The organism is Parasphingorhabdus sp. (assembly GCF_965233695.1).
Taxonomy (GTDB): Bacteria; Pseudomonadota; Alphaproteobacteria; order Sphingomonadales; family Sphingomonadaceae; genus Parasphingorhabdus.
Window position 1 is genome coordinate 3,779,323 of sequence record NZ_OZ247497.1, and the last position, 23,034, is coordinate 3,802,356.

Genomic DNA, 23,034 nt, shown 5'->3' on the forward strand with positions numbered 1-23,034 from the left:
CCGCAATGGCAACCACCGCCAGCGCAACCCATCCTGCATATCCGTCGAGCAGCATCTTACCACTCCTTCCGATAGTCATGATTGGCCTTGACCATCTCTTTCAAGACAACCGGACCGCCTTCCGGCTCGCTGGTCTTGCGACCAATTTGCGAACCGACCGGAATTTCTTTGCCATCGGCGAGGTCTTCCAAAATACGTGTCATGATATCGTAATCGAGATCTTCGTAATTATCGTCGTTAATCTGAACCATCGGCGCATTGGAACAATTGCCCATGCACTCGACTTCGGTCAGCGTGAATAGGCCGTCTGGCGTCGTCTTTCCCTTGGCCATGCCCTTGTTCTTGCAGGCCGCCATCACATCGTCGCTGCCCCGCAACATGCAGGGCGTTGTGCCACAAACCTGCACATGGAAACGGCCAACCGGCGCCAGATTATACATGGTGTAGAAGGTCGCGACTTCATAGGCGCGCATATAGGGCATGTCCAAATAGGCCGCGACATATTCGATCACCGGAACCGGCAACCAGCCTTGCGTGTCCGTATCCGCACCAACCTGGCGCTGAGCCAGATCCAGCAAAGCCATAACCGCCGATTTCTGGCGACCTTCCGGATATTTCGCAATCTGCCATTTGGCGAGCTTCTCGTTCGCTGGCGTGAATTTGAAATCGCCCCATTTGGCGCGCACTTCAAGTTCATCAGGTATATTTGGAGCTTCAGCCATCTAAATCACTTTTGTTTCGCGTATCAAAACGCGCTTCCCCAATTTCGTCCCAATGCTTTGAAAAATATATGTTCAGCCAGAAACCGGCTACGATTATGCCGACTGTCATAGTCAACAAAATGATGTTCCAAAGCATGTTTGCGGGCTGCCACAATTCCCAGAGCAACATGATCGCCACAACCACAAACACGGTCGCGCCTGCGCCAAGCCGCCATCTTTTCGATGTGTCGGGAGCGTCAGTCATGGCTCAACCTCCGTTCGACAAAGCGACCAGCATAGAGCCCGACAACAGCTGCAAAAGCCGTCGACAGCACTTCCTTGAGACTGACCTCACCATGAAAGGCAGCCAGATATGCGGCCACGGCCGACGCAAACACGGCAATTGCCGCAATAAAGATGATGAGCTCGCGCCCGATCACCGGTCGCACTCCCCGAACACAATATCCATCGCGCCCAATATGGCGGTGGCATCAGCGAGCATGTGGCCTTTGGACATGAAGTCCATCGCCTGCAAATGTGAGAAAGCGGTGGGGCGGATCTTGCAGCGATAGGGCTTGTTGCTGCCATCGCTCACCAGATAGACGCCAAATTCGCCTTTCGGGCTCTCGGTCGCGACATAAACTTCGCCAGCGGGAACGTGAAAGCCTTCGGTATAAAGCTTGAAGTGATGGATCAAAGCTTCCATCGATTGCTTCATCTCGGCGCGCTTGGGTGGGACGACCTTACGGTCACTGCTCGCAACCGGACCATCCGGCATTTCATTGAGGCACTGGCGCATGATCCTTGCAGATTGACGCACTTCCTCAACCCGCACCATGAACCGGTCATAGCAATCGCCGCGCGTACCAACCGGCACGTCAAATTCCATCCGGTCATAGACGTCATAAGGCTGCGACTTACGCAAATCCCAGGCGATACCGCTGCCGCGGATCATCGGACCGGAAAAGCCCCAGCGCACGGCGTCTTCTTTCGAAACGGTTGCGATATCAACATTGCGCTGTTTGAAAATACGGTTGTCGATGACAAGGCTCATCGCATCTTCGAAAAAGGATGGAAACTCGTCCAGCCAATCGGCCATATCGGTAAGCAGTTTCAGCGGCACATCCTGATGCACCCCGCCGGGCCGGAACCATGCGCTGTGCATACGGGCACCGCTTGCGCGCTCGAAAAAGGCCAGACATTGTTCGCGAATTTCAAACACCCAGATATTGGGCGTCATCGCGCCGACATCCATAACATGCGCCCCGATGTTGAGCATGTGGTTGCAGATGCGGGTCAGTTCCGCGAACAGAACCCGCAAATATTGTCCGCGCAGAGGCACTTCGAGGTCGAGCAGTTTTTCAATCGCCAGAACATAGCTATGTTCCATCGCCAGCGGTGAGCAATAATCCAGCCGGTCAAAATAGGGCAAAGCCTGCAAATAAGTCTTATGCTCGATCAGTTTCTCGGTGCCACGGTGGAGCAAACCAACATGCGGATCAAGCCGCTCGACAATCTCCCCGTCCAATTCCATCACCAGTCGCAAAACGCCATGTGCAGCGGGATGCTGCGGACCAAAGTTGATTGTGTAATTCTGGATTTCCAGATCACCAACCGTGGGATCAGCCTCGTCAGCAATGCCATCCATTTCGTCGAGATAATCAGCCATTATGACTTGGCTCCCTTATCGTCAGCATCTTCCGATTTTTCATCGCCGGGCAGAATATAATCTGCACCCTCCCAGGGCGACATAAAGTCAAAGCTGCGAAAATCCTGCGCCAATTTGACGGGCTCATAAACCACCCGCTTGGCTTCCTCGGAATAGCGCATCTCGACATAGCCGGTCAGCGGGAAATCCTTGCGGAACGGGTGCCCCTGAAAACCATAATCGGTCAGGATGCGTCGCAGGTCCGTGTTCCCATCAAATAATACGCCATAAAGGTCGAACACTTCGCGCTCCAGCCAGCCAGCTACTTCCCAAATATGCGTAACCGTTGGCACCGGGGTGTCTTCGTCGGTTGTAACTTTTACGCGTATTCGGTGGTTTTTGGTCAGGCTGAGCAGATGATAGCAAATTTCGAACCGCTCGGGCCGCTCCGGGTAATCCACACCGGCAATCTCGACGAGCTGTTGATATTCATGACTTTTCCGTAACTTGTCCATCACCGCAGGCAGTTTTTTGCGATCGACGGTAAAGCTGATCTCACCATATGCCTCGACCGTATCAATCACGGCCGCGCCCAAGGATTTGGCGAGAGTGGCAGCAACACCTTCGTTGCTGGACATGGTTGGAGCCCCGTTTGCCATATTAACGCTCTAACGTCCCGATGCGGCGGATCTTGCGCTGCAACTGCATCACACCGTAAAGCAAAGCCTCGGCCGTTGGTGGACATCCGGGCACATAAATATCAACCGGAACGATCCGGTCACAGCCGCGCACTACCGAGTAACTATAGTGATAATAGCCGCCGCCATTGGCACAGCTGCCCATGGAAATCACATATTTCGGTTCAGACATCTGGTCATAAACCTTGCGCAGCGCCGGTGCCATTTTATTGCACAGCGTTCCCGCCACGATCATCACATCGGACTGACGCGGACTGGCCCGCGGCGCGGCACCAAATCGCTCCATATCGTAGCGTGGCATATTGACGTGGATCATTTCGACCGCACAGCAGGCCAGACCAAAGGTCATCCACCAGAGTGAGCCGGTACGCGCCCATTGGAACAGGTCTTCGGTGGACGTGACAAGAAACCCCTTGTCATTCACTTCCGAATTCAGGTCTTTGAAAAACGCTTCATCCGGCTGCGTATTGGGGGCCATTGGCGTACCATCCGCATTCAGGATAACGTTGCTGCCAGTTTCTACTCCCAATCGAGCGCTCCCATTTTCCATTCGTAAATAAAGCCGACCGTCAGGATGATCAGAAAGATCATCATGGACGACCATCCCACCCAGCCAATTTGGCCAAGGGATACCGCCCAAGGAAACAGAAATGCGGCCTCAAGATCAAAGATGATAAAAAGAATGGCCACCAGATAGAAACGAACATCAAACTGGCTGCGCGAATCTTCAAATGCGGGGAAACCACATTCATATTCCGAGAGTTTTTCCGGATCCGGCTGATGAGTCCCGGTCAGTCGCGACACACCCATGGGCAAAAAGACAAACAGGGCAGACAGGCTCAATGCCACTGCAAGAAAGAGCAGTATCGGCGCATATTCGGATAGATCGACCACAAAAGACTCGTTTCTCTAGAATTCAGCGCCGCTTTTAGGGATAGGCTCGCCATGCTGCAAGGGCCAAATGGCTCAAATTGGCCCTATCTATGGACACTTGCCAAGTTATAGCAGCGACTTGGCGAGAATTTTATGCAGCTTGCTGTGGAGCGCTTCATTTGATGCCAGTATTTCGCGTTGCCCGATGGGTTGATCGCCACCGGTATAATCGCTCACAAAACCACCCGCTTCGCGGACCATTAATATACCCGCAGCCACATCCCAGACCTGCAAATCCGATTCCCAGAACCCGTCATAGCGGCCCGCCGCAAGCCAGGCGAGGTCAAGCGATGCTGCGCCGTTGCGACGGATGCCCGCCACTTGTGGTGCAATCGAGCCAAAAATCCGGGCCCACTCACTCAAGTCGCCATGCCCCTTGAACGGAATGCCGGTTGCGATAACTGCTTCGGACAAGTCCCGCCGCGCGGATACGCGCAGACGCTTGTCTCCAAGATAGGCGCCCTTGTCCATTTCCGCCCACCAGGTTTGGTCAGACACCGGTTCGTAGATCAAACCGCTGGTGATCTTGCCCCAACTCTGCCCATCATAGGATCTTTCCTGCACAGCAATGGAAATTGCAAAATGCGGAATGCCGTGAAGAAAATTGGTGGTGCCGTCCAGCGGATCAACAATCCAGCGCGGCTTGCCTTCCTCACCCTCGATCATGCCACCCTCTTCCAGCACGAAACCCCAGCCGGGACGAACCTTCATCAGTTCATCATAAAGGATGCGTTCGGAACGCATATCCGCTTTGGAAACAAAATCGGCCGGGCCTTTTTTCGATACCTGAAGGTGCTCGACTTCACCAAAGTCGCGGCGGAGGCGTGATCCGGCCATGCGCGCGGCGCGTTCCATGACGGTGATAAGGGCGGAATGTGCTGGCATTATGATCTCCCTCTCCTCTTCAGGGGAGAGGGCCGGGGAGAGGGGGGAGTCCGACTCTCTGGCCTATTTCGAGTTAAATCTGTCGGAGAGACTGCCCCTCTCCCAACCCTCTCCCCTGAAGGAGAGAGGGCTATTACCATATCTAAGCGTTTACGACACTTTCCCGACATATTCACGGGCATAAACGTCGACGATGATCCGCGTACCGGCTGAAATAAAGGGCGGTACCATAACACGGACGCCGTTATCGAGAACCGCGGGCTTGTAGCTGGAAGAAGCAGTCTGGCCTTTGACCACCGCATCGGCCTCAACAATTTCGGCTTCAATCTGGTCCGGCAATTGTACGGAAATCGGCTTTTCTTCGTAAAGCTCAAGCTGGACATCCATGCCGTCCTGCAAAAACTCAACCGCATCACCGAGCAAATCGGCAGGCAATGTGATCTGCTCGTAATTTTCCTTGTCCATGAAAGTCAGCATATCACCATCGGCAAATAGATACTGAAATGTCTTGGTATCCAGACGGACCTTTTCCACCGTATCCGCGCTGCGAAAGCGGATATTGGTTTTCCGGCCATCTACCAGATTCTTCATCTCCACCTGCATATAAGCGCCGCCTTTGCCGGGCTGGGTGTGCTGGATCTTTGCGACCTTCCACAGGCCGTTTTCATAGTCCAATATGTTACCGGGACGGATATCTACGCCGCTGATTTTCATGATACGTCTCGCTTTCGGAAATCTTGTGTTGCGGCCCTCTATATCGGTGGACGCAGATAGGCAAGCATAGCGCAGACTGAAAATGGCGATTTCATACAATACATTTCGCTAAGCCCGATTTACGCGACAATTAATGGAAAACATCCCGGACCTTGTGTCGCCTGAAGAAACAACTGCCCCTGCTGCTGGCCTTTTCAGCGGGACAATAAGACGCGCCCCGATACCGTTAACGCCAAATCCCATCGGATTTCTGAGTGATATAGAAGCGATGCCTCATTTTTGTATACCGTCGGAACGAAGCTTCGTCAGAAACTTTCTTGAGGGACGCAAAGGGCTTTTCGTCGTCGATCCGTGAAGCTGCTCCTAAGCTTCCGGATACATGCGACAACTCGATAGGAAAAACTACAAATAACTGGTCTTTGTCTTTTTCGTACAATACGCCGCACTGACATCAATGTAATTAACGGTCATGAGCGAAACATTTCTTCTGGAACCCAATAAAAAACCGGATTTGCCGGAAAGTGATCCAAACAAAGTCACTGCGGCAGGCCTTTTCGGTTATTCTATCGGTGAAGGGAAAATCCGGTCTTTCATCCCACTGCCCGGCTATGTGAGAGATTTGGAACAATTGCCCAATTTCTCACCGCCGTCGATCGACCGGTTTATGGCGCAATATGTTCGCTCCACAATCGGGCTGACCAAGAGCTCGTCCTGAACGCCCTCAATCCGTTGATAGAATCTCGGTAAATCGTTTCACAGCATGTGCCGGTCCTTTCGGATCATTCCAGACCGATCCGCTTACCGCCAGAAAATCCGCCCCGGCCTCAACCAACGGCTGGCAATTATCCGGCGTAATGCCGCCGATGGCGACACAAGGGATCTCCATAATATTTGACCACCATTTTAGCACATCAACCTCAGGACGGTGATGGGTTTCCTTGGTCTGTGTCGGGAAAAAGGCTCCAAAGGCAACATAATTGGCGCCACCCTCGCCTGCTTCCATCGCCAGGTGCCTGCTGTCATGACAGGTGATGCCAATCTGGACCTGATCGCCCAATTCAGCCCGGGCGTCTTTCAGATTGTCATCGCCCTGCCCCAAATGCACACCATCAGCGCCGAGCCGTTTGGCTAGTGCGACATCATCATTCACCACAAACGCAACATCATGCGCATCACAAATCGCTTTGAGCGGTTCGGCCAAGCGCGCGGCTTCATCCTGTTCGACGTCTTTTACGCGAAACTGGAATGCGGCGACCGGCCCCGCTTCCAGCGCAGCTCGCAGTTGTCCGGGAAAATCTCCGCCCACATCTAAAGGAGAAATTAGGTAAAGCTGGCAAGATGGAATTGTCATATGCGCTGCCTCTTAAACGTCATGCCTGCACGACAGCAAGAAGGAACCCGTCCCATTTTTTGCTTCCCACCGTCTGAATGGCGGTAGCACTGACTTTTGGATGATTTTGCAAAGCCGAATATAGCGCTCGTGTACCCGGCACTTTGGGGTCATCACTATCCGGATTCACAACGCCGCCCTCTCTCACCACATTATCAAAAACCAGCATCGCTCCCGGTCGTGACAGCTGCACGGCGTAATCTAGATAGGTTGCATAGTTTTCCTTATCCGCATCGACGAAAATGAAGTCGAATGCAGACAATCCCTTCGCTTGCAGCGCAGCCAGAGAGCCTACGGCCTCGCCAATAATTATTTCAACCTTGTCCGCCAACCCCGCTCTTTCAATGTTGGAACGCGCAACGTCAGCATAAGCTGGTTCCAGTTCCAATGAGATGAGACGACCGTCATCAGGCAGCGCTCGGGCCAGCCAAATAGTCGAATATCCTCCTAATGTACCAATTTCCAGAATCTGTTGTGCCTGAACACCCCGAGCCAACAACTCGAGCATCCGTCCCTGCGCCGGAGAAACATCAATAGCAGGCAGGCCTGCCCGCGCATTGGCCGCCAAACAGGAATCCTGAACCGGATCGTCGCCAATCAGATGCTGGACGATATAATCATCCACCTCTGACCAACTGGGATCCGACTTTGCCAAACGCTTTGTTCCTTAGACCTTTACAGTCGAAGCCTTGTGGATCTGGTCAATCGCAGTGCCGAGCGACTGATCAAACTCTGCATCGGTCATCGAATGCCGCAAATCCTGTAACAGTGCCCGAGAGAAGCTGGCGATCATACCGCGGTTCTTGGCAAGCTCTGCGCAGGCCTCATCACGCGAGAAGCCACCGGAAAGCGCAACAACGCGAGCAACCCGCGGATGATCGACAAGCGGCGCATAGAGATTGGCTTCCGCGGGAATAGACAATTTCAGCATAACTTTGCGATCCGCTGGCAAAGCGTCGAGCTGTTTTGTGATCTCTTCCAGCAAGATCGCGTCACATTGCGCGCGCTCTGCGCTTTTGATGTTCACTTCCGGCTCGATCATCGGCATCAGGCCATGATCCAAAATCTGGCTGGCAACATCAAACTGCTGTTGGACGATGGCCGCGATACCGGTTGGCGACGCGAGATTGATTACCGAACGCATCTTGGTGCCAAAAACGCCTTTTGCCTTCGCCCGCTCCAGCAAGGCGCCGAGTTCTGGCATCGGCTTCATCATCTGCACGCCGTCAGCTTCGTCTTCCAGACCTTTGTCGACTTTCAGGAACGGAACCACGCCGCGTTCCCAAAGCAAAGTCGGCACCGGCTTTCCGTCCGCTTCGCCATCCATGGTTTTTTCAAACAGGATCGCGCCGATTACCTTGCCGCTGCCAAAACTCGGTGCGGTCACGATGCGACTGCGCATGCCGTGGATCAGAGCAAACATCTCGTCATCGTTTGAAAAAGCATCTGCTTCAACGCCATAGCCTTTTAACGCTTTTGGCGTCGAACCGCCACTTTGGTCCAAAGCTGCGATAAAGCCTTGACCATTTTCGATTTTGTCCATCATCTTTGGATCATGCATGAATTCTGTCCTCGATCTATTTCGATTAAATTTGATTATTTTCCAATGCTGCAACGCCAGGCAGTTCCTTGCCTTCCATCCATTCCAGAAAAGCACCGCCAGCGGTGGACACAAAGCTGAAATCATCGGCCACACCAGCGTGATTCAAGGCAGCAACCGTGTCGCCGCCGCCAGCTACAGACAGCAATGAGCCTTCTTTGGTCAGCGCAGCCGCTGTTTTTGCCAATGCGACTGTCGCCATATCGAAAGGCGGTGTCTCGAAAGCACCCATCGGACCGTTCCAGACCAGCGTTTTGCAGGTTTTCAGCACGTCGGACAGAGCTTCAACCGCCGCCGGTCCAACATCCAGGATCATTTCGTCCGCCGCGACCTCGTGCACATTGACCGTGCGGGTTGGCGGGTTGGGAGCGAATTCCTTCGATACAACAACATCATAAGGCAGATGAACCGTACAATCGGCCTTGTCCGCCGCTTCCAGAATTTCATTGGCCGTATCTGTCAGGTCGTGCTCACACAGCGATTTGCCAACATCGACGCCGCGCGCGGCCAAAAATGTGTTAGCCATGCCGCCGCCGATGATCAGATGGTCCACTTTCTCCACCATTTGCCGCAAAACATCGAGTTTGCTGGAAACTTTTGCACCGCCAACAACCGCAACAACCGGATGCTCGGGATCGCCAAGCGCCTTGTTAAGCGCACTTAGCTCGCGTTCCATCGAACGCCCGGCATAGGCTGGCAAATGTCCGGCCAAGCCAGCGGTCGTAACGTGCGCCCTATGGGCTGCGGAAAAGGCGTCATTGACGTAAAATTCGCCAAAAGAGGCAATGGCTTTCGCCATACCAGGATCGTTCTTCTCTTCACCTGGCGCAAAACGGCTGTTTTCGACCACAACAATGCTACCATTTGGCAAGACGTCAATCGTATCATGATCAGGCATTTGCATGAAACCGACATCACGGCCGAGAACTTTAGCCAAAGGCGCGACCACCGGTTCCAGCGAATATTGCATATCCGCTTTGCCCTTCGGCCGTCCAAAATGGGCGAGCAACAAGACTTTGGCCCCGCGATCCGCCAATTCGGTGACGGTTGGAATAACGGCTTTCAACCGCGTGTCATCAGTAACCTTGCCGTCCGCCATCGGCACGTTCAGGTCTACCCGGACCAAGCCGGGCTTTCCTGTTACGTCTCCGAGATCATCTAGTGTTTTGAAACTATTGCCGGCCATTTCTCAGAACCTTTCTGATTAGAGAAATTTCGCCATAACGCCTGCGGTGTCGATCATACGGTTCGAGAAACCCCATTCATTGTCATACCAGCTGACCACCCGGACCAGCTTGCCGTCCATAACGGTCGTTTCCAGACTGTCGACGGAGGAGCTAGCAGGCTGATGGTTGAAATCGCTCGATACCAGTGGCTTGTCTTCAAATACCAGCACGCCTTTCATAGGCCCTTCAGCCGCCGCCTTCAGCGCGCCGTTAATCTCTTCGACGCTGGTATCGCGATTTGGCGTGAAGACCAGATCAACCAGGCTGACATTCGGCGTTGGTACGCGAACCGATGATCCGTCGAGCTTGCCATTCAGTTCTGGCAGTACCAGACCAACCGCCCTGGCAGCGCCTGTGGTGGTCGGGATCATGTTGACCGCACCGGCACGGGCACGGCGCATGTCGCTGTGCATCTGGTCCAGCATGCGCTGGTCGTTGGTATAGCTGTGAATCGTGGTCATGAAGCCGCGCTCAATGCCAACCGCATCATTCAGCACCTTGGCAACCGGTGCGAGGCAGTTAGTGGTACAAGATGCATTGGAAACAATGACATCCGATGACGTCAATACGTCGTGGTTGACCCCGTAGACGACTGTTTTCAGGTCGCCTTTGGCCGGCGCAGAGATCAAAACGCGTTTCGCGCCCGCATCAATATGAGGCTGCGCCGCTTCGACCGATTGGAAAAAGCCAGTGCATTCCAGTACGATGTCGATACCCATCTTGCCATGTGGCAGATCGCCGGGGTTACGCTCTGATGTTACAGCGATTTTCTTGCCATTGACGGAGATGCTGTCGCCATCGGCGGTGACTTCGCCCGGGAAACGACCGTGAACGCTGTCATAACCGAACAAAAGCGCATTGGCGTCGGCATCGGCCAGATCATTAATCGCAACTAGCTCAAGGCCACAATCGGGGCGCTCCAGGATGGCGCGGGCGACAAGGCGACCGATGCGGCCAAATCCGTTAATTGCTACTTTTGTCATAAATGTTGCTCCTTTGAATTCAAGTTTCTAGCTGTTTTCAGCCCAGTTTTGTCAATATTTGCGGTGTAATTGCGTCTGCGGTGAGACCAAAATGTTCGAACAGATCGTTAATCGGTGCGGATGCGCCAAAGCTGTCTATGCCGAAGCGCAAACCGTCCAAGCCGGTATAGCGCTCCCAACCAAAGGTCGTTCCCGCTTCAATGGAAACCCGTAATATTCCGGAGTCGCCCAGCAGTTCCGACTTGTAGTCGTCCGGTTGTGCATCAAATAGCTCGGTGCATGGCATGGATACAACCTCCGCACCAACGCCGTTCGCCTCCAGCTGGGTTGCAACATCCATCGCCAGCGATACTTCAGAACCCGTGGCAACTAACACCACCCGTTTTTCATTCTCAGCCGACTTGATTGAATAAGCGCCTTTTTCACAAAGGTTTACACTGACGTCATGGCGTAACGGCGGCAGGCCCTGACGGGTTAAAGCCAAAGTCGAAGGCCCCTCAGACCGCTTTATGGCCAGCGCCCAGCATTCCGCTGTCTCAATTGCATCAGCAGGCCGGAACACATGCATGTTGGGCATGGCGCGAAGGCTTTGGACATGCTCTATGGGTTGGTGTGTCGGCCCATCTTCGCCCAAACCAATGCTGTCATGCGTCATGACATAGATAGCGCGAGTATTCTGGATCGCCGAAAGCCGCATCGCGCCGCGACAATAGTCAGTAAAGACCAGGAAGGTGCCGCCATAAGGAATGATACCGCCGTGCAGCGCCATACCATTCATCGCCGCCGCCATACCGAACTCGCGGATACCATAATAGATATAGCGCCCAGAATAATCTTCTTTTGTCAGAGGTTTAGTTGAAGGAGTTTTGGTATTGTTTGAACCTGTGAGATCAGCACTGCCGCCAACCATTTCCGGCAAGGCAGCAGTAATCGCTCCCAATGCCATTTCCGAAGCCTTGCGGGTCGCAACCTTTGGTGGATCTTGGGCCAGACCGTTGAGATAGTCCTGCATCGCGCTACCATCAGGCAACGCACCGGACATCCGACGTTCAAATTCCGCCTTTTCACCATGATCGGAAAGCCGTGCATTCCAGGCTTCACGCGCCACCGCACCCTTTTCACCCAGCGCCAACCATGCGGCCCGCACATCATCGGGAACCACAAAAGGTTCGTGATTCCAGCCTAGGGCGTCCCGGGTTCCGGCAATTTCTTCGTCGCCCAGCGGCGCGCCATGGGTGGCGGATGTGCCCTGTTTTGTCGGCGCTCCGTAGCCAATGACTGTCTTGCAAGCAATGAGCGAGGGCCGCGGATCGGCTTCAGCTTCTTTCAGCGCCCTGCGGATATCATCAAAATCATGCCCGTCACAGCTAACAACATGCCAGCCAGAAGCACGGTAACGCGCTGGAATATCCTCGCTGGTGGACAATTCCGTGCCGCCATCGATGGTTATACCATTATCGTCCCACAGCACATTCAGCCGGCCCAGGCCCAAATGCCCGCCCAAACCAACCGCTTCATGGTTGATGGCCTCCATAAGACAACCATCACCGGCAATAACCCAGGTTTTGTGATCGACCAGATCATCGCCGAAATGCGCGTTCAAATGCCGCTCGGCAATCGCCATGCCGACGGCCATGGCAAATCCCTGCCCCAATGGACCGGTCGTCGCCTCCACGCCTTCCAGCTTGAAATTCTCAGGATGTCCTGCACAAGGCGAGGATAATTGCCTGAAATCCTTGATATCCTGTAGTGTCGGACGCTCATATCCGGTCAGATGCAACAATGCATAGATAAGCATCGATCCGTGGCCGGCAGAAAGAACGAAGCGGTCGCGATCCGCCCATTTCGGCGCCTTTGGATCAAATTTCAGAAAATCGCTGAACAGCACGGTCGCCACATCCGCCATTCCCATGGGCATGCCTGGATGGCCGCTATTGGCCGCTTGAACCGCATCCATAGAAAGCGCTCGGATGGCGTTTGCCATGGTTTTTTCGGAAATTTTTTCGGAAACGGTCATAATATTTCAGGATCCCCCAGCAGTGATCAATTTATGACAACGGTGGACTTCGGAAATCTACCGATTCGCCAATTTGACACACCCTTTGCTGGCCTGCGCTCATATCGTCAAGGCTGCGCTTCACCGATCTGTTGTTTACGCAGCGGCCTTTGATTGTTACCAATGAAACACAATAACTTATATGTCGGAACCAAGTCATGGAAAACGAACGAGTGATCCTAGCAATCGGTCGCATTGAACGGGCGCTTAGCCGGATAGAAACGGCCAAAGAAGCTGTACCCGGTCATCAGGCTGACGCCGCGCTGGAAAAGCGCCATGCGGCCCTCAAAGAGGAAATGAAACAGGCTATCCATACTATTGACGGGCTGATTGCCCAACAGGAGCGCTGATATGGCACAAGTGAAGCTGGAAATCGGCGGCCGCTCATTCATGGTCACATGCCAGGATGGCGAAGAAGAACATCTTGGTAAATTGGGCGCGATGGTAGATGCAAAAGCCGGAGAAGCAGGCGATCCTGCCGGCCTCACAGAAAGCCGTATGCTACTGTTTACCTCGCTTTTACTGGCCGATGAGCTGCATGGCACCAAGTCTGCACAGAGCAATAGCCCGGCACCCCAGGCTGCTATTCCACCGGCCAGTAATGCGACAAAAACCAACGATGCCGAGGATGAGCGGATGTTGCTTGCTCTTGAAAAACTGGCCGATCGGGCAGAAGCCTTCGCAAACAGCCTTGAGCAGACCAGCAAAAATCCCTAGATAGCTTCTGACGGGTACTGCCGGATACGAGCTAGAAGCGAACATCCCTGAGGCGATATAACAACATAGGGAGCTGTCCCTGCCCGGATTGCGGATTTCTTCGGAAGTCGGGTCCGACGCATATGGCGCCCACCTGACGTAATAGGCGTCAGAGGATTTTCCAGCAAACGACCCTGGCGGTCCCGTCACCTTTCTCCAAGAAAGAGTATTTTTTGAATAACTTACCCGAAATTAAAAAGAAACTACGTGAAGAGTATCGACGAAGGCGCGATGCTTTTTACAACCAGTTGGATGCTGCGACAAAAGGCCTCGCCTTCCGCCGCCCACCTTCACCCTTGGCGAAACTGATCGAGCAGAGCGATGTCATAGCGCTTTACAGTTCGATGGGCTCCGAAGCACCGACGGCAAGACTGGCTGAATATTGCATCGAGATCGGTAAAACTATTGCTTTTCCAGCAGTCACAGGGGATTCTCCCCTGGAATTTCGTCAAGTCGACAATATCGAATTGTTGGAAACCGGATATCAGAATATCTCCGAACCAGGCGCTGATTGTCCGGTCGTCAGGCCCGATTTGATTGTCACGCCGATGGTTGCCTTTGATCGATCCATGGGTCGACTCGGACAAGGCAAAGGCCATTATGACAGAAGCTTTGAAAAATACCCCGAAGCGTCCCGCATTGGCCTTGCATGGTCCGTACAGGAAGCAGATAATATCCCGATGCAACCCCATGACGTCACATTGCAGATGATCGTCACAGAATCCGAAATAATTCAAAGCGTTAACATGACGTCATGACAACAGAACCAGACAAAAAAGCACCTCATAATCCACCGGCTTCGCCCAATTGGCGCGCACCGGTTGGGGTGATCATGATGCTGATTTTCATTCTTATCTGGAGCGGGATTGTTGTCAGCCTGATGGACTGGATCAGCGATCTGAATTTCTGGTTGCAACTGCCGATCTACATAATCGCGGGGATTGTCTGGATCTTTCCCATCAAACCGTTGCTGCTTTGGATAAATACCGGAAAATTCCGTTCCTGAACCGCCATTACCCTTTTTGAGGCAATGGCGCGAGTGACGAGACTTGAACTCGCGACCTCCGGCGTGACAGGCCGGCGCTCTAACCAACTGAGCTACACCCGCTTATGCACCGACATGTTTGCCGGGATATGCAGTGGAGAAGCGCAAGTATAAGAGCTCTGCCTGACTGTCAACAACACTCTTGCAAAGATTCAAAGAAAATTTGCTTCCTTGAGATTTACCGGTCGGAATCTAGCAACGAGAAGCCCGGCCCTGATGATGATTTGACATAACCGGTCACGTTTTTATCGGCCCATTCGAACGGCATCGTCATCAGTCAGCATTTTACAGATGTGCACGAATGTTACAAATGGTTACAGTTAACAGACCATTAAGCAAAACCCGAAAAATCTCATTTATGCGCAATTAAACTATTGTTTTATATAGTTTTTATTTTTGGTGACGTCACCAATTTCCTGACGTCATCTTTACGAAATATTTTCCTTTTTTGTGCATAGCAAATGCATGAAATATCAACCAAATCCCAATTTGACCGGTCCCAAACGGTCTTCCGGACTACTCGCAGCGCGTGCCGCCATGACGTTGGCCGCGACCTGTTACGCGGTGGCTTTCAGTGCATCGGTAGCGCATGCGGCCGGTACGATTGCCGGAACCGATATCCTCAATACCGCGCAGGCGACTTACGACGGGCCTGGCGGTCCGGTTGTTATTGATTCCAACACAGTCACCATAAAGGTCGATGAATTGCTCGATGTCACGGTAGCATCGGGCGATCCTGGCGATATAGCGGCCGATAGCGGAGCGACACAGCAGGTAACCACTTATCAGGTTACAAATACTGGCAATGGCAGCGAAGCCTTTGCGTTAACGGCTGATACAGCCAAGGGCGGTGACGATTTCGATACCAGTAATGCGGTAATCTATATCGACACCAATGATAACGGCGTTTTTGATGTCGGTGTTGATACTCTATACTCCCCTGGCTCCAATGACCCTGTCTTGGCACCGGATGCCAGCGTCACCATATTTATCCTCTCCGATATCCCCGTCGCAGCGACGGACGGACAGCGCGCCGAGGTTGAGCTTCTCGCCGCAGCGGTAACCGGCAACGGTACGCCAGGCACGAGCTTTGCCGGACAAGGCGATGGCGGTGGCGATGCCGTGGTCGGTTCCACCGGCGCAGATGGCGAAGCGAGCAGCTTCTTCTTGATCCAGGCTGCGCAGGTGGCCTTGGTAAAAAGCGCCACAATCCTTGATCAATTTGGTGGCAACCAGCCTGTCCCAGGCGCTACCATCACTTATCAATTGGTAGCGACAATAACCGGTTCAGGCAGCCTTACGAACCTGAATATCACCGATGATATCCCGGCTGACACCACTTACACGGCGGAAAGCATCACATTGGAGGGCGCAGGCCTGACCGATAGCGACGCTGACGCCGATGCCGGCTCCTTTGATGGCAGCGAAATTGCCGTTGCGCTGGGCACCGTTCCCGGCGGCCAGACCCGCACCATCACCTTTCAAGTAACGATAGATTGAGGAATAAATTGATGAAAATCAATCTTTTAAAGCGCTTGGCCATACTGGCCGCCCTGGCTTTCCCCGGCATTACGCCTGGTATGGCACTGGCCGCCAACAACGTAACGCTCTCAAGCGACGTTTTTGTCGAGCGCAAGGTCGAGAAGCCTGACGGACAGACTGCTGTGATGCTGGAAGAGCCAAAAACGGTCATTCCTGGCGATAATCTCGTCTTCGTCGTCAAATATAAGAACGTTGGCACCACGCCAGCAACCGATTTCTCTGTCACCAACCCGCTCCCCAAGGCGGTCGCGTTCAAGGGAACGTCTGATGGCACCGAAATTGTCTCCATTGATGGAGGCAAAAGCTGGGGGCCGCTCTCGGCTCTTACCTATACGCGTGAAAATGGGGAGGTTCGCCCTGCCCTGATGAGCGACGTAACGCATATCAAGTGGAAGTTTAATCGTTCCCTTTCAGTGGGTTCGGAAGGGAAACTTGTATTTCGCGGGACAGTAAAATGACCGCAAACCGTATCGGATCGCCGCGGAGATGAAGGCGATCCACAGTAGAGTGAAACAGGAGATCAGTAATGACCAGTAAGCTGAAACTTCTCGTTGCCACAAGCGCAGTTACTGCCGCAATGCTGGGTGCAAACCCGGCTTTTGCTGCAGGAACAACCGCCGGCGACGCGATTACGAATAATGTTACCGTAAACTATCAGGTTGGCGGCGTGGCGCAAACGGCTGAAACCGATTCAGACACGTTTACGGTTGACCGTAAGCTTGACCTGACCGTGTCGGAAGCCAATAGCGCTGCGCAGTCCGTAACACCGGGCCAGACCGCAGGAGCGCCCAATCCGGCCTTCCTGACCTATACGGTTACCAACGATTCAAATGATGTAGTGGACTTTGAACTGAGCGCTGCCCAGCAAACCACAGGTGCCGCAACACCGTTTAGCGGTACCGATGACTTTGATGTCACCGGTTTGCTGATTTTCGTCGAATCCGGCGCAACGCCCGGCTATCAGCCAGCGGAAGACACTGCGACGTTTATCGACGAGCTGGCAGAAGATACAAATGCCACGGTCTATGTTGTCGGTGACATCCCGCTCGGCCTCGCAACCGGCGATGCGGCGGGCATTACCCTTACCGCGACCATCAAGGAAGGTGCTACACCAAGCAGCCTTGGCGGTGACTACACAGTCAGCGCGACCAATACCGAAGATGGTACGGTCAACGCTGCGAATATCGACAATGTGTACGTCAATGCATCGGCGTCCGATACGGACAATTTCGTGATTTCCGCAGCCAATGTCAGTGTTGTGAAATCCAGCGCGGTATTGTGGGATCCGGTAAACGGCAGCACCAACCCGAAATCGATTCCGGGTGCGGTTATCGAATATTGTATCGCCGTGACCAACGCGACGGGCAGTGCGACCGCGACCAGCGTTAGCATTTCGGATGACATTTCCGCTCTGGATCTGTCCTTCTATGCAACCGCGCCAGTAACCGGACCAGCCACCATTCCAGTGGCGAACGGTGTCCGCTCGGCTCTGGCTTGTGACGGAACCGGCACCAATGCCGATGCCAGCGGCCTCGGCGAGGCAGGCGGCATCATCAGTGGCAACCTCGGCGATGTCGCTGCGGGCGTCACCGAAACCCTGCTCTTCCGGGCAACGGTTGACTAAAAATTGAGGAATGCGGCGGCTTTCCGGTCCAATCGGAAAGCCGCCGCCTCCCCTTTTTGGGCCCTTTTTTGGATGCGTTGGTTAACCAACCTTGTTAAGCCAGTCAGTCTGGCGCTTGCTGCAGGAGCGATGGTCGCGCCTGCCTCTATGATTCCTGCGCATGCCCAAAGCTTCCCTCTCATCACCAATGTCGCAGAGGCGGAATGGGATGTGGGCAACACACGCCTGCAAACCCCATCCAATCGCGTCGATATTCAGGTCGTAGCACCCCCAACAGTGCCGCCTGAGATCACGCTTTTCCATCTTGGTGATCCGCCCGGCGCGGAACAGCTTCCCCTTCCCGGCACGATCTGCAGAGGCTCCGGCGGCAATGTCCCTGTTGAGCTTCGCGGTGTGTTTGCCGGAACCAGTACCAGCCCCGCTTCCATCATGGAAACGGACAGAATCCGCGCTGGAGAGCCATTAATCGTCTCGGTTCTTGCCCCAAACAAGAATTTGAGTAGCGCCGCTATCGACAGTTTCGATATTGTCCTCACCACGCCTTCTGGCGACCGTGAGACGATCAATATCGTTGAAACTGACGTAAATAGCGGCCGTTTCGTTGGCATGATCAATACCGCAGCGATTCCGCCTGCGCCGGTTCAGGGCGATTGCGTCCTTTCCGTGCAGCCTGGCGATCAGCTCAATGTGGGTATTGATGAGGTCAGCGGTAGTGCCATTGGCACAGTCGCAATCGGGATCTTGATCGATCCCTTTGGTGAAACCTTTGACAGCGGCGACGGCGCCCCTGTCGATGGCACACGGGTAACGCTCATAGATGTTGCCACGGGCCTGCCAGCAGAAGTTTTCGGTGATGACGGCGTCTCTGTGTTCCCCAGCACAGTGATTTCCGGCGGATCCGTGACCGATAGCGGCGGCAATGTGTATGATTTCACCGAAGGCTTCTATCGCTTCCCCTTTGCCCGTCCCGGCCAGTACAGGCTGCTGATCGAGCCGCCTTCGCCCTATACGGCGCCATCGGCGGCCACACCGCAGGAACTGGAAGGCTTCCGGCGGACGGACGGCCTGCCCTTCACCATTGTGGATGGCTCCTATGGCGGGATCATCACGCTGGAGGATCCGGCACCGGTCCGCGTAGATGTTCCGCTGGACAGGCCCGGCGTGCCGATAACGATAACCAAGGAGGTATCCACAGCCGTTGCCGTCCCGGGTGATGCGATCCAGTACCGTGTGACCGTGCAAAACAGCGATCCGGTGCGCACAACCGGTGCGATTACGATTGAGGACCAGTTACCGAACGCGATGCGCCTGCGCATTGACACTGTTCGCTATAATGGCGCGCTCGTAACGCCCGTTGTGGAGCCCAATGGACAGAATTTCTCGGTCAACGTCCCTGCTTTGCCCCCAGCAGGCAGCGGATTACTGACCTATTTGGCAGAAGTCCGCCAGGACGCCCAGCCTGGCGATGCCATCAACACGGCTCAGGCCCGCGATAATCGTGGTGCCGAAAGTCTTGTTGCCAGCGTGCCCGTGCGTGTTGAACGCGATGGCATTTCCGAAAGATTCACGATTATCGGCCGAATTACCGACGGCGGATGCAGCGTTGATCCACGCGAAGCGGCAGGAATTGGCGGTATTCGCGTCATGTTGCAGGACGGAACCTACACCGTCACGGACGAAGAAGGTCGCTATCATTTTGAAGGCATCAGGCCCGGTTTGCACGTTGTGCAGGTCGATCCATCCACTTTTCCTGCCGATATGGCCCCGATTAACTGCGCGCAAAACACGCGCGCCGCGGGCAGTGACATTTCGCGCTTTGTCGAGGGTCGCGGTGGCGCGCTGAAACGCGCAGATTTCCGTGCTCACAAAGTGGCTCCACGGGAAGTTCAGGCAGTTCAAGCCTATCAAAAGCCCGAAATCCTCTCGGATCCAGAGGCCGCCGGCGCCGAGCGCAACTGGCTGGCCGGACAGGCTCCGGGCATCGCCTTCATTTTCCCTGAAACCGGCTATAACCCACGGGTTAAGTCGCTTCGGGCAGCGGTGAAGCATCGCGAGGGCCAAACTGTCGAACTTTCTCTGAACGGCGAAAAGGTCAATCCGCTGTCGTTTGAGGGCAAAGAGAAAAGCGCCAATGGTTCGGTACAGATCAGCATTTGGCGCGGCCTGGACATTAAAAACCGGAAAAACACACTTGTGGCACGCGTTTTGGACAAGAATGGCGCGCTGGTCGAGGAATTGACTCGCGAAGTGCATTATTCGGCCAGCCCGCTCAATGCAGAACTGCTCAAAGAGCGCTCTGTGCTGATTGCTGACGGCGTCACCCGGCCTGTTCTGGCCGTTCGCCTGACCGACCGTGACGGTCGCCCGGCGCATCACGGCGCAACGGGCGATTTCAGCGTTCCCGCCCCCTATGCCCCCACCATTGAGGTGGATGCACAGCAGGCGAACCAGCTTTCCGGCCTTGAACGCGGCGCCCCTGTGTGGCGCGTGGAAGGCGATGAGGGCATTGCCTATATCGAACTTGCGCCGACAACCGCTTCCGGCTCTGTCAGCATCACTTTCCCGTTCCAGGATGGCGAAGTATCGCGTCAACAGCGCATTGAAACCTGGCTTGATCCCGGCAATCGTCCGTGGACCGTGGTCGGTTTTGCCGCCGGAACGGTGGGCTTCAACACGCTCGACGAGCGTCTCGAAGATCTGACCGAGGATGATGATAATATCAATCTGGACGGCCGCGTCGCCTTGTATGCAAAAGGCCGCGTCACCGGCAAATGGCTGATGACCCTGGCTTATGACACCGACAAGGAAGAAGATGAAACCCGCTTTGCCGGTGTTATCGACCCACGCCGCTATTACACCGTTTACGCCGATCGCTCAGAGCAACGCTACGATGCCGCATCGGTGCGCCGCCTGTATCTCAAGCTCGAACGGCCGCAATTTTATGCGCTGTTCGGAGACTATGAGACCGGCATTAACGAGCCCGAGCTGGCCCGTTACCAGCGCGCATTCAACGGCGTAAAAGCCGAATATCGCAGCGATCAGGTCAGCGCGCTGGCCTTTGGTGCGGATGCTGCCAATCGTTTCCGCCGTGAGGAAATTCAGGGCAATGGCCTGTCCGGCCCCTATGCCCTCTCCACCCGTGATATCATCGCCAACAGCGAGCGTATCACGCTGGAAACCCGCGATCGCCTGCGCTCTGACCGTATCGTCGAGCGCAAAGAACTCACGCGTCACATCGATTATGATATCGACTATCTCGCTGGCACCTTGCGGTTCCGCGAGCCGATTTTGAGCCGCAGCAGCGGCCTCGATCCGCAATTCATCATCGCCGAATATGAAGTGTTGGGCGTGGGTGGCCGCGATCTAAACGCTGGCGGTCGTCTGACTTACGAGTCCAAGGACAAGAAGTTCAAAGTCGGTGCTACCGCGATCCATGACGAGAATGAAAGCGTCAAAAGCGATCTTGTAGGCGTGGATGTGCGCTATCGGCCCAGTCTGAAAACGGAATTTCGAGCAGAGGTGGCTTCCAGCGACAGCGAAGACAAAACCGCCGACGTGCTAAATGGCGAGCAACGCGGCGCAGATAGCGCTGTTGCCTGGCTGGTTGAGGCTGAGCATCATGGTTCCAATTTCGATGTCCTCGCCTATGTGCGCCAGCAATCCGCCGGTTTTGGTCTGGGTCAGCTTAACGCAGCGGAAAGCGGTACCCGCAAATTCGGTATCGACACACGTGTGCGTCTCAATGACAAGCTGTCGCTTTCAGCCAGCGGTTATCAGGAGAATTTCCTGACCAGCAATGCGCGTCGGCGCTCCGGCACGGCGGAAGTCGAGTATCGCAACGACAATACCGCCCTGCGTGCCGGTGTCGTCCATGCCGAGGACAGATTGTCTGACGGTAGCGTCAATCGCTCTACATTAGCGCGGCTTGGTGCGACGCAAAGACTGTTTGACGGCAAGCTGGAACTGGATGCCCAAACCGAATTCGCACTCGGCGGCCAGGATGAAAGCATCGACTTTCCGGCCCGTCACAGCGTGACCGCACGCTATGCGATCACCAACGATATCAAGCTGGTCGGTACATATGAGATCGCCGATGGCGAGAATATCGATGCGCGCACCGCTCGCATTGGTGTCGATGTCGCGCCATGGGATGGAGCGCGTGCCGTGGTCAGTGCCAATCAACAGGAAATTACCGAATTTGGCCCGCGCACCTTTGCCGCTTACGGCCTGACTCAGTCTATTCCGCTCGACGACAAGTGGACGATCGATTTCTCACTCGACGGCAACGAAACCTTGGGGGGTTTTGACCGCAGCGATGTGATTAACGACGAACAACCTGTCGCTTCCGGCGGTTTTCTGGGCAATGATGGCTCGTTGACGGAAGATTTCATCGCCGTCACCGCCGGTGCAACCTTCCGCAGCGACGACTGGAGCTGGGTCAGCCGCGCCGAATATCGCGATGGCGATATCTCGGAACGCTATGGATTCACCTCTGCCGTTTTGAAACAAATCGGTGAAGGCAGCGCTTTGGGGGCATTGGGCAGCATCTTCGTCGCCGAAGATGAAACCGGCACCAGCACAAGGGTAATCGAAGCGGAGGCCAGCTGGGCCCATCGCCCGGCGGACAGCCGCTGGTCATGGCTCGAAAAGCTCGAATTTCGCGAAGACCGCGTGCGCAATGCGACCGCGGGCACGTCCGGACCGATTGGCGGCGCGCCGCTACTGGTCAACGGGGACGTAACTTCTCGTAGAATTATCAATAGTTTAAGCGTCAATTACACGCCGATTGACGCGGATGATGGCATCTTTACCGAAGCCGGAGAATATAGTTTCTTTTGGGGAAGCCGCTATGTTTTCGATAAATTTGGTGAAGATGATGTCAAAGGCTGGAGCAATGTGGTCGGGGCGGACGTCAAGTTCGACCTTTCCGACACCATTGACATCGGCGGACAGGCGACTGCGCGTATAGGTACGGACTTTGATACGATTGCCTATAGCGGGGGACCGAGTATCGGGATCACGCCGTTTAAAAACGGCTATATCTCGCTCGGCTATAATGTGGTGGGTTTTGAAGACCGCGACTTTGAAGAAAGCCGCTACACTAGAGATGGGCCCTTCATCACCTTCCGCCTAAAATTTGACCAACAGACCCTGGGGAGTTTGGGGCTTTAACGGGGCCGTTGCGTCACACATCCGTCACCTTTCAGTTGATGGATGCAAAATAGCTTTGAAG

At 54.5% G+C, this 23,034-nt stretch carries 23 protein-coding genes, 1 tRNA gene and 1 pseudogene; 9 read left to right on the forward strand and 16 right to left on the reverse strand.

What is annotated here, in order from left to right; genetic code table 11:
* Positions 1 to 56: 56 nt before the first annotated feature.
* The 9 genes and pseudogenes from ACO6S1_RS18095 to efp form a co-directional block, all read right to left on the reverse strand.
* Positions 57 to 722, reverse strand: a complete 666-nt coding sequence (locus tag ACO6S1_RS18095; protein WP_422343943.1) for a complex I 24 kDa subunit family protein — start codon at positions 720 to 722, stop codon at positions 57 to 59.
* Positions 715 to 966, reverse strand: a complete 252-nt coding sequence (locus tag ACO6S1_RS18100; RefSeq protein WP_422343944.1) for a hypothetical protein — start codon at positions 964 to 966, stop codon at positions 715 to 717. The genes ACO6S1_RS18095 and ACO6S1_RS18100 overlap by 8 nt, the downstream gene beginning before the upstream one ends.
* Complete coding sequence (locus ACO6S1_RS18105; RefSeq protein WP_422343945.1) at positions 959 to 1,141, reverse strand: hypothetical protein; 183 nt, start codon at positions 1,139 to 1,141, stop codon at positions 959 to 961. Before ACO6S1_RS18105 ends, ACO6S1_RS18100 begins: the two co-directional genes overlap by 8 nt.
* Positions 1,138 to 2,370, reverse strand: a complete 1,233-nt coding sequence (locus tag ACO6S1_RS18110; RefSeq protein ID WP_422343946.1) for an NADH-quinone oxidoreductase subunit D — start codon at positions 2,368 to 2,370, stop codon at positions 1,138 to 1,140. Before ACO6S1_RS18110 ends, ACO6S1_RS18105 begins: the two co-directional genes overlap by 4 nt.
* Positions 2,371 to 2,393: 23 nt before the next feature.
* Positions 2,394 to 3,008: pseudogene (locus tag ACO6S1_RS18115) on the reverse strand (NADH-quinone oxidoreductase subunit C); the annotation flags it as partial.
* Between the two features lies 1 nt (position 3,009).
* On the reverse strand, positions 3,010 to 3,525 hold the full coding sequence (locus tag ACO6S1_RS18120; RefSeq protein ID WP_108812719.1) for a NuoB/complex I 20 kDa subunit family protein: 516 nt from the start codon (positions 3,523 to 3,525) through the stop codon (positions 3,010 to 3,012).
* 41 nt (positions 3,526 to 3,566) lie between these two features.
* Positions 3,567 to 3,941: an NADH-quinone oxidoreductase subunit A gene (locus ACO6S1_RS18125; protein ID WP_422343947.1), complete on the reverse strand. Its 375-nt coding sequence runs from the start codon at positions 3,939 to 3,941 to the stop codon at positions 3,567 to 3,569.
* Positions 3,942 to 4,046: 105 nt separating this feature from the next.
* Positions 4,047 to 4,865, reverse strand: coding sequence for an inositol monophosphatase family protein (locus tag ACO6S1_RS18130; RefSeq protein WP_422343948.1), 819 nt, complete (start codon positions 4,863 to 4,865; stop codon positions 4,047 to 4,049).
* A gap of 150 nt (positions 4,866 to 5,015) precedes the next feature.
* On the reverse strand, positions 5,016 to 5,579 hold the full coding sequence (efp, locus tag ACO6S1_RS18135) for an elongation factor P (protein ID WP_422343949.1): 564 nt from the start codon (positions 5,577 to 5,579) through the stop codon (positions 5,016 to 5,018).
* A 469-nt stretch (positions 5,580 to 6,048) separates the two neighbouring features.
* Here efp and ACO6S1_RS18140 point away from each other — a divergent pair, with 469 nt between their 5' ends.
* On the forward strand, positions 6,049 to 6,294 hold the full coding sequence (locus tag ACO6S1_RS18140) for a hypothetical protein (protein WP_422343950.1): 246 nt from the start codon (positions 6,049 to 6,051) through the stop codon (positions 6,292 to 6,294).
* Between the two features lie 6 nt (positions 6,295 to 6,300).
* Here ACO6S1_RS18140 and thiE read toward each other — a convergent pair whose 3' ends face one another.
* Genes thiE through tkt form a run of 6 tightly spaced genes read right to left on the reverse strand, consistent with a single transcriptional unit; the run spans position 6,301 to position 12,795 of the window.
* The gene (thiE, locus tag ACO6S1_RS18145) at positions 6,301 to 6,930 is read right to left on the reverse strand and encodes a thiamine phosphate synthase (protein WP_422343951.1); all 630 of its coding nucleotides are present in this window, start codon (positions 6,928 to 6,930) and stop codon (positions 6,301 to 6,303) included.
* Between the two features lie 19 nt (positions 6,931 to 6,949).
* On the reverse strand, positions 6,950 to 7,624 hold the full coding sequence (locus ACO6S1_RS18150) for an O-methyltransferase (protein ID WP_422343952.1): 675 nt from the start codon (positions 7,622 to 7,624) through the stop codon (positions 6,950 to 6,952).
* A 12-nt stretch (positions 7,625 to 7,636) separates the two neighbouring features.
* On the reverse strand, positions 7,637 to 8,530 hold the full coding sequence (locus ACO6S1_RS18155) for a fructose bisphosphate aldolase (protein WP_422343953.1): 894 nt from the start codon (positions 8,528 to 8,530) through the stop codon (positions 7,637 to 7,639).
* A 25-nt stretch (positions 8,531 to 8,555) separates the two neighbouring features.
* Entirely contained in the window at positions 8,556 to 9,755 is a 1,200-nt protein-coding gene (locus tag ACO6S1_RS18160; RefSeq protein WP_422343954.1) for a phosphoglycerate kinase, read from the reverse strand.
* An 18-nt stretch (positions 9,756 to 9,773) separates the two neighbouring features.
* Positions 9,774 to 10,778 carry a type I glyceraldehyde-3-phosphate dehydrogenase gene (gap, locus tag ACO6S1_RS18165; protein ID WP_422343955.1) on the reverse strand — a complete coding sequence of 335 codons (1,005 nt, stop codon included), beginning with the start codon at positions 10,776 to 10,778 and terminating at the stop codon, positions 9,774 to 9,776.
* A gap of 37 nt (positions 10,779 to 10,815) precedes the next feature.
* Complete coding sequence (gene tkt, locus ACO6S1_RS18170) at positions 10,816 to 12,795, reverse strand: transketolase (protein WP_422343956.1); 1,980 nt, start codon at positions 12,793 to 12,795, stop codon at positions 10,816 to 10,818.
* A 197-nt stretch (positions 12,796 to 12,992) separates the two neighbouring features.
* Between tkt and ACO6S1_RS18175 the strand changes: the two genes are divergently transcribed.
* The 4 genes from ACO6S1_RS18175 to ACO6S1_RS18190 all read left to right on the forward strand — a co-directional run bounded on the left by ACO6S1_RS18175 (position 12,993) and on the right by ACO6S1_RS18190 (position 14,596).
* Positions 12,993 to 13,184, forward strand: a complete 192-nt coding sequence (locus ACO6S1_RS18175) for a hypothetical protein (RefSeq protein ID WP_422343957.1) — start codon at positions 12,993 to 12,995, stop codon at positions 13,182 to 13,184.
* A 1-nt stretch (position 13,185) separates the two neighbouring features.
* The gene (locus tag ACO6S1_RS18180) at positions 13,186 to 13,551 is read left to right on the forward strand and encodes a cell division protein ZapA (RefSeq protein WP_422343958.1); all 366 of its coding nucleotides are present in this window, start codon (positions 13,186 to 13,188) and stop codon (positions 13,549 to 13,551) included.
* A 212-nt stretch (positions 13,552 to 13,763) separates the two neighbouring features.
* Complete coding sequence (locus ACO6S1_RS18185) at positions 13,764 to 14,348, forward strand: 5-formyltetrahydrofolate cyclo-ligase (RefSeq protein WP_422343959.1); 585 nt, start codon at positions 13,764 to 13,766, stop codon at positions 14,346 to 14,348.
* The gene (locus tag ACO6S1_RS18190) at positions 14,345 to 14,596 is read left to right on the forward strand and encodes a DUF2842 domain-containing protein (RefSeq protein ID WP_422343960.1); all 252 of its coding nucleotides are present in this window, start codon (positions 14,345 to 14,347) and stop codon (positions 14,594 to 14,596) included. The genes ACO6S1_RS18185 and ACO6S1_RS18190 overlap by 4 nt, the downstream gene beginning before the upstream one ends.
* A gap of 25 nt (positions 14,597 to 14,621) precedes the next feature.
* On the opposite strand, the gene ACO6S1_RS18195 is transcribed toward ACO6S1_RS18190, so the two are convergent.
* Positions 14,622 to 14,698 (reverse strand) — tRNA-Asp (locus ACO6S1_RS18195).
* Positions 14,699 to 15,100: 402 nt separating this feature from the next.
* On the opposite strand from ACO6S1_RS18195, the gene ACO6S1_RS18200 reads away from it, so the two are divergent.
* The 4 genes from ACO6S1_RS18200 (at position 15,101) to ACO6S1_RS18215 (ending at position 22,973) form a co-directional block, all read left to right on the forward strand.
* Positions 15,101 to 16,135 carry a hypothetical protein gene (locus ACO6S1_RS18200; protein ID WP_422343961.1) on the forward strand — a complete coding sequence of 345 codons (1,035 nt, stop codon included), beginning with the start codon at positions 15,101 to 15,103 and terminating at the stop codon, positions 16,133 to 16,135.
* 11 nt (positions 16,136 to 16,146) lie between these two features.
* The gene (locus ACO6S1_RS18205) at positions 16,147 to 16,635 is read left to right on the forward strand and encodes a hypothetical protein (RefSeq protein ID WP_422343962.1); all 489 of its coding nucleotides are present in this window, start codon (positions 16,147 to 16,149) and stop codon (positions 16,633 to 16,635) included.
* 68 nt (positions 16,636 to 16,703) lie between these two features.
* A complete protein-coding gene (locus ACO6S1_RS18210; protein ID WP_422343963.1) occupies positions 16,704 to 17,801 on the forward strand; it encodes a hypothetical protein in 1,098 nt (365 codons plus the stop codon).
* Positions 17,802 to 17,873: 72 nt separating this feature from the next.
* The gene (locus ACO6S1_RS18215; protein WP_422343964.1) at positions 17,874 to 22,973 is read left to right on the forward strand and encodes a hypothetical protein; all 5,100 of its coding nucleotides are present in this window, start codon (positions 17,874 to 17,876) and stop codon (positions 22,971 to 22,973) included.
* Positions 22,974 to 23,034: the final 61 nt, after the last annotated feature.

Excerpts from the sequence above, each read along its gene's own strand:
- gap (WP_422343955.1), bottom strand. The coding sequence starts at position 10,778 with ATGACAAAAGTAGCAATTAACGGATTTGGCCGCATCGGTCGCCTTGTC.
- efp (WP_422343949.1), bottom strand. The coding sequence starts at position 5,579 with ATGAAAATCAGCGGCGTAGATATCCGTCCCGGTAACATATTGGACTAT.
- ACO6S1_RS18110 (WP_422343946.1), bottom strand. The coding sequence starts at position 2,370 with ATGGCTGATTATCTCGACGAAATGGATGGCATTGCTGACGAGGCTGAT.
- ACO6S1_RS18200 (WP_422343961.1), top strand. The coding sequence starts at position 15,101 with ATGAAATATCAACCAAATCCCAATTTGACCGGTCCCAAACGGTCTTCC.
- ACO6S1_RS18130 (WP_422343948.1), bottom strand. The coding sequence starts at position 4,865 with ATGCCAGCACATTCCGCCCTTATCACCGTCATGGAACGCGCCGCGCGC.
- thiE (WP_422343951.1), bottom strand. The coding sequence starts at position 6,930 with ATGACAATTCCATCTTGCCAGCTTTACCTAATTTCTCCTTTAGATGTG.
- ACO6S1_RS18120 (WP_108812719.1), bottom strand. The coding sequence starts at position 3,525 with ATGGCCCCCAATACGCAGCCGGATGAAGCGTTTTTCAAAGACCTGAAT.
- ACO6S1_RS18215 (WP_422343964.1), top strand. The coding sequence starts at position 17,874 with ATGCGTTGGTTAACCAACCTTGTTAAGCCAGTCAGTCTGGCGCTTGCT.
- ACO6S1_RS18210 (WP_422343963.1), top strand. The coding sequence starts at position 16,704 with ATGACCAGTAAGCTGAAACTTCTCGTTGCCACAAGCGCAGTTACTGCC.
- tkt (WP_422343956.1), bottom strand. The coding sequence starts at position 12,795 with ATGACCGTTTCCGAAAAAATTTCCGAAAAAACCATGGCAAACGCCATC.
- ACO6S1_RS18155 (WP_422343953.1), bottom strand. The coding sequence starts at position 8,530 with ATGCATGATCCAAAGATGATGGACAAAATCGAAAATGGTCAAGGCTTT.
- ACO6S1_RS18095 (WP_422343943.1), bottom strand. The coding sequence starts at position 722 with ATGGCTGAAGCTCCAAATATACCTGATGAACTTGAAGTGCGCGCCAAA.
- ACO6S1_RS18160 (WP_422343954.1), bottom strand. The coding sequence starts at position 9,755 with ATGGCCGGCAATAGTTTCAAAACACTAGATGATCTCGGAGACGTAACA.
- ACO6S1_RS18140 (WP_422343950.1), top strand. The coding sequence starts at position 6,049 with ATGAGCGAAACATTTCTTCTGGAACCCAATAAAAAACCGGATTTGCCG.
- ACO6S1_RS18190 (WP_422343960.1), top strand. The coding sequence starts at position 14,345 with ATGACAACAGAACCAGACAAAAAAGCACCTCATAATCCACCGGCTTCG.
- ACO6S1_RS18100 (WP_422343944.1), bottom strand. The coding sequence starts at position 966 with ATGACTGACGCTCCCGACACATCGAAAAGATGGCGGCTTGGCGCAGGC.
- ACO6S1_RS18175 (WP_422343957.1), top strand. The coding sequence starts at position 12,993 with ATGGAAAACGAACGAGTGATCCTAGCAATCGGTCGCATTGAACGGGCG.
- ACO6S1_RS18180 (WP_422343958.1), top strand. The coding sequence starts at position 13,186 with ATGGCACAAGTGAAGCTGGAAATCGGCGGCCGCTCATTCATGGTCACA.
- ACO6S1_RS18205 (WP_422343962.1), top strand. The coding sequence starts at position 16,147 with ATGAAAATCAATCTTTTAAAGCGCTTGGCCATACTGGCCGCCCTGGCT.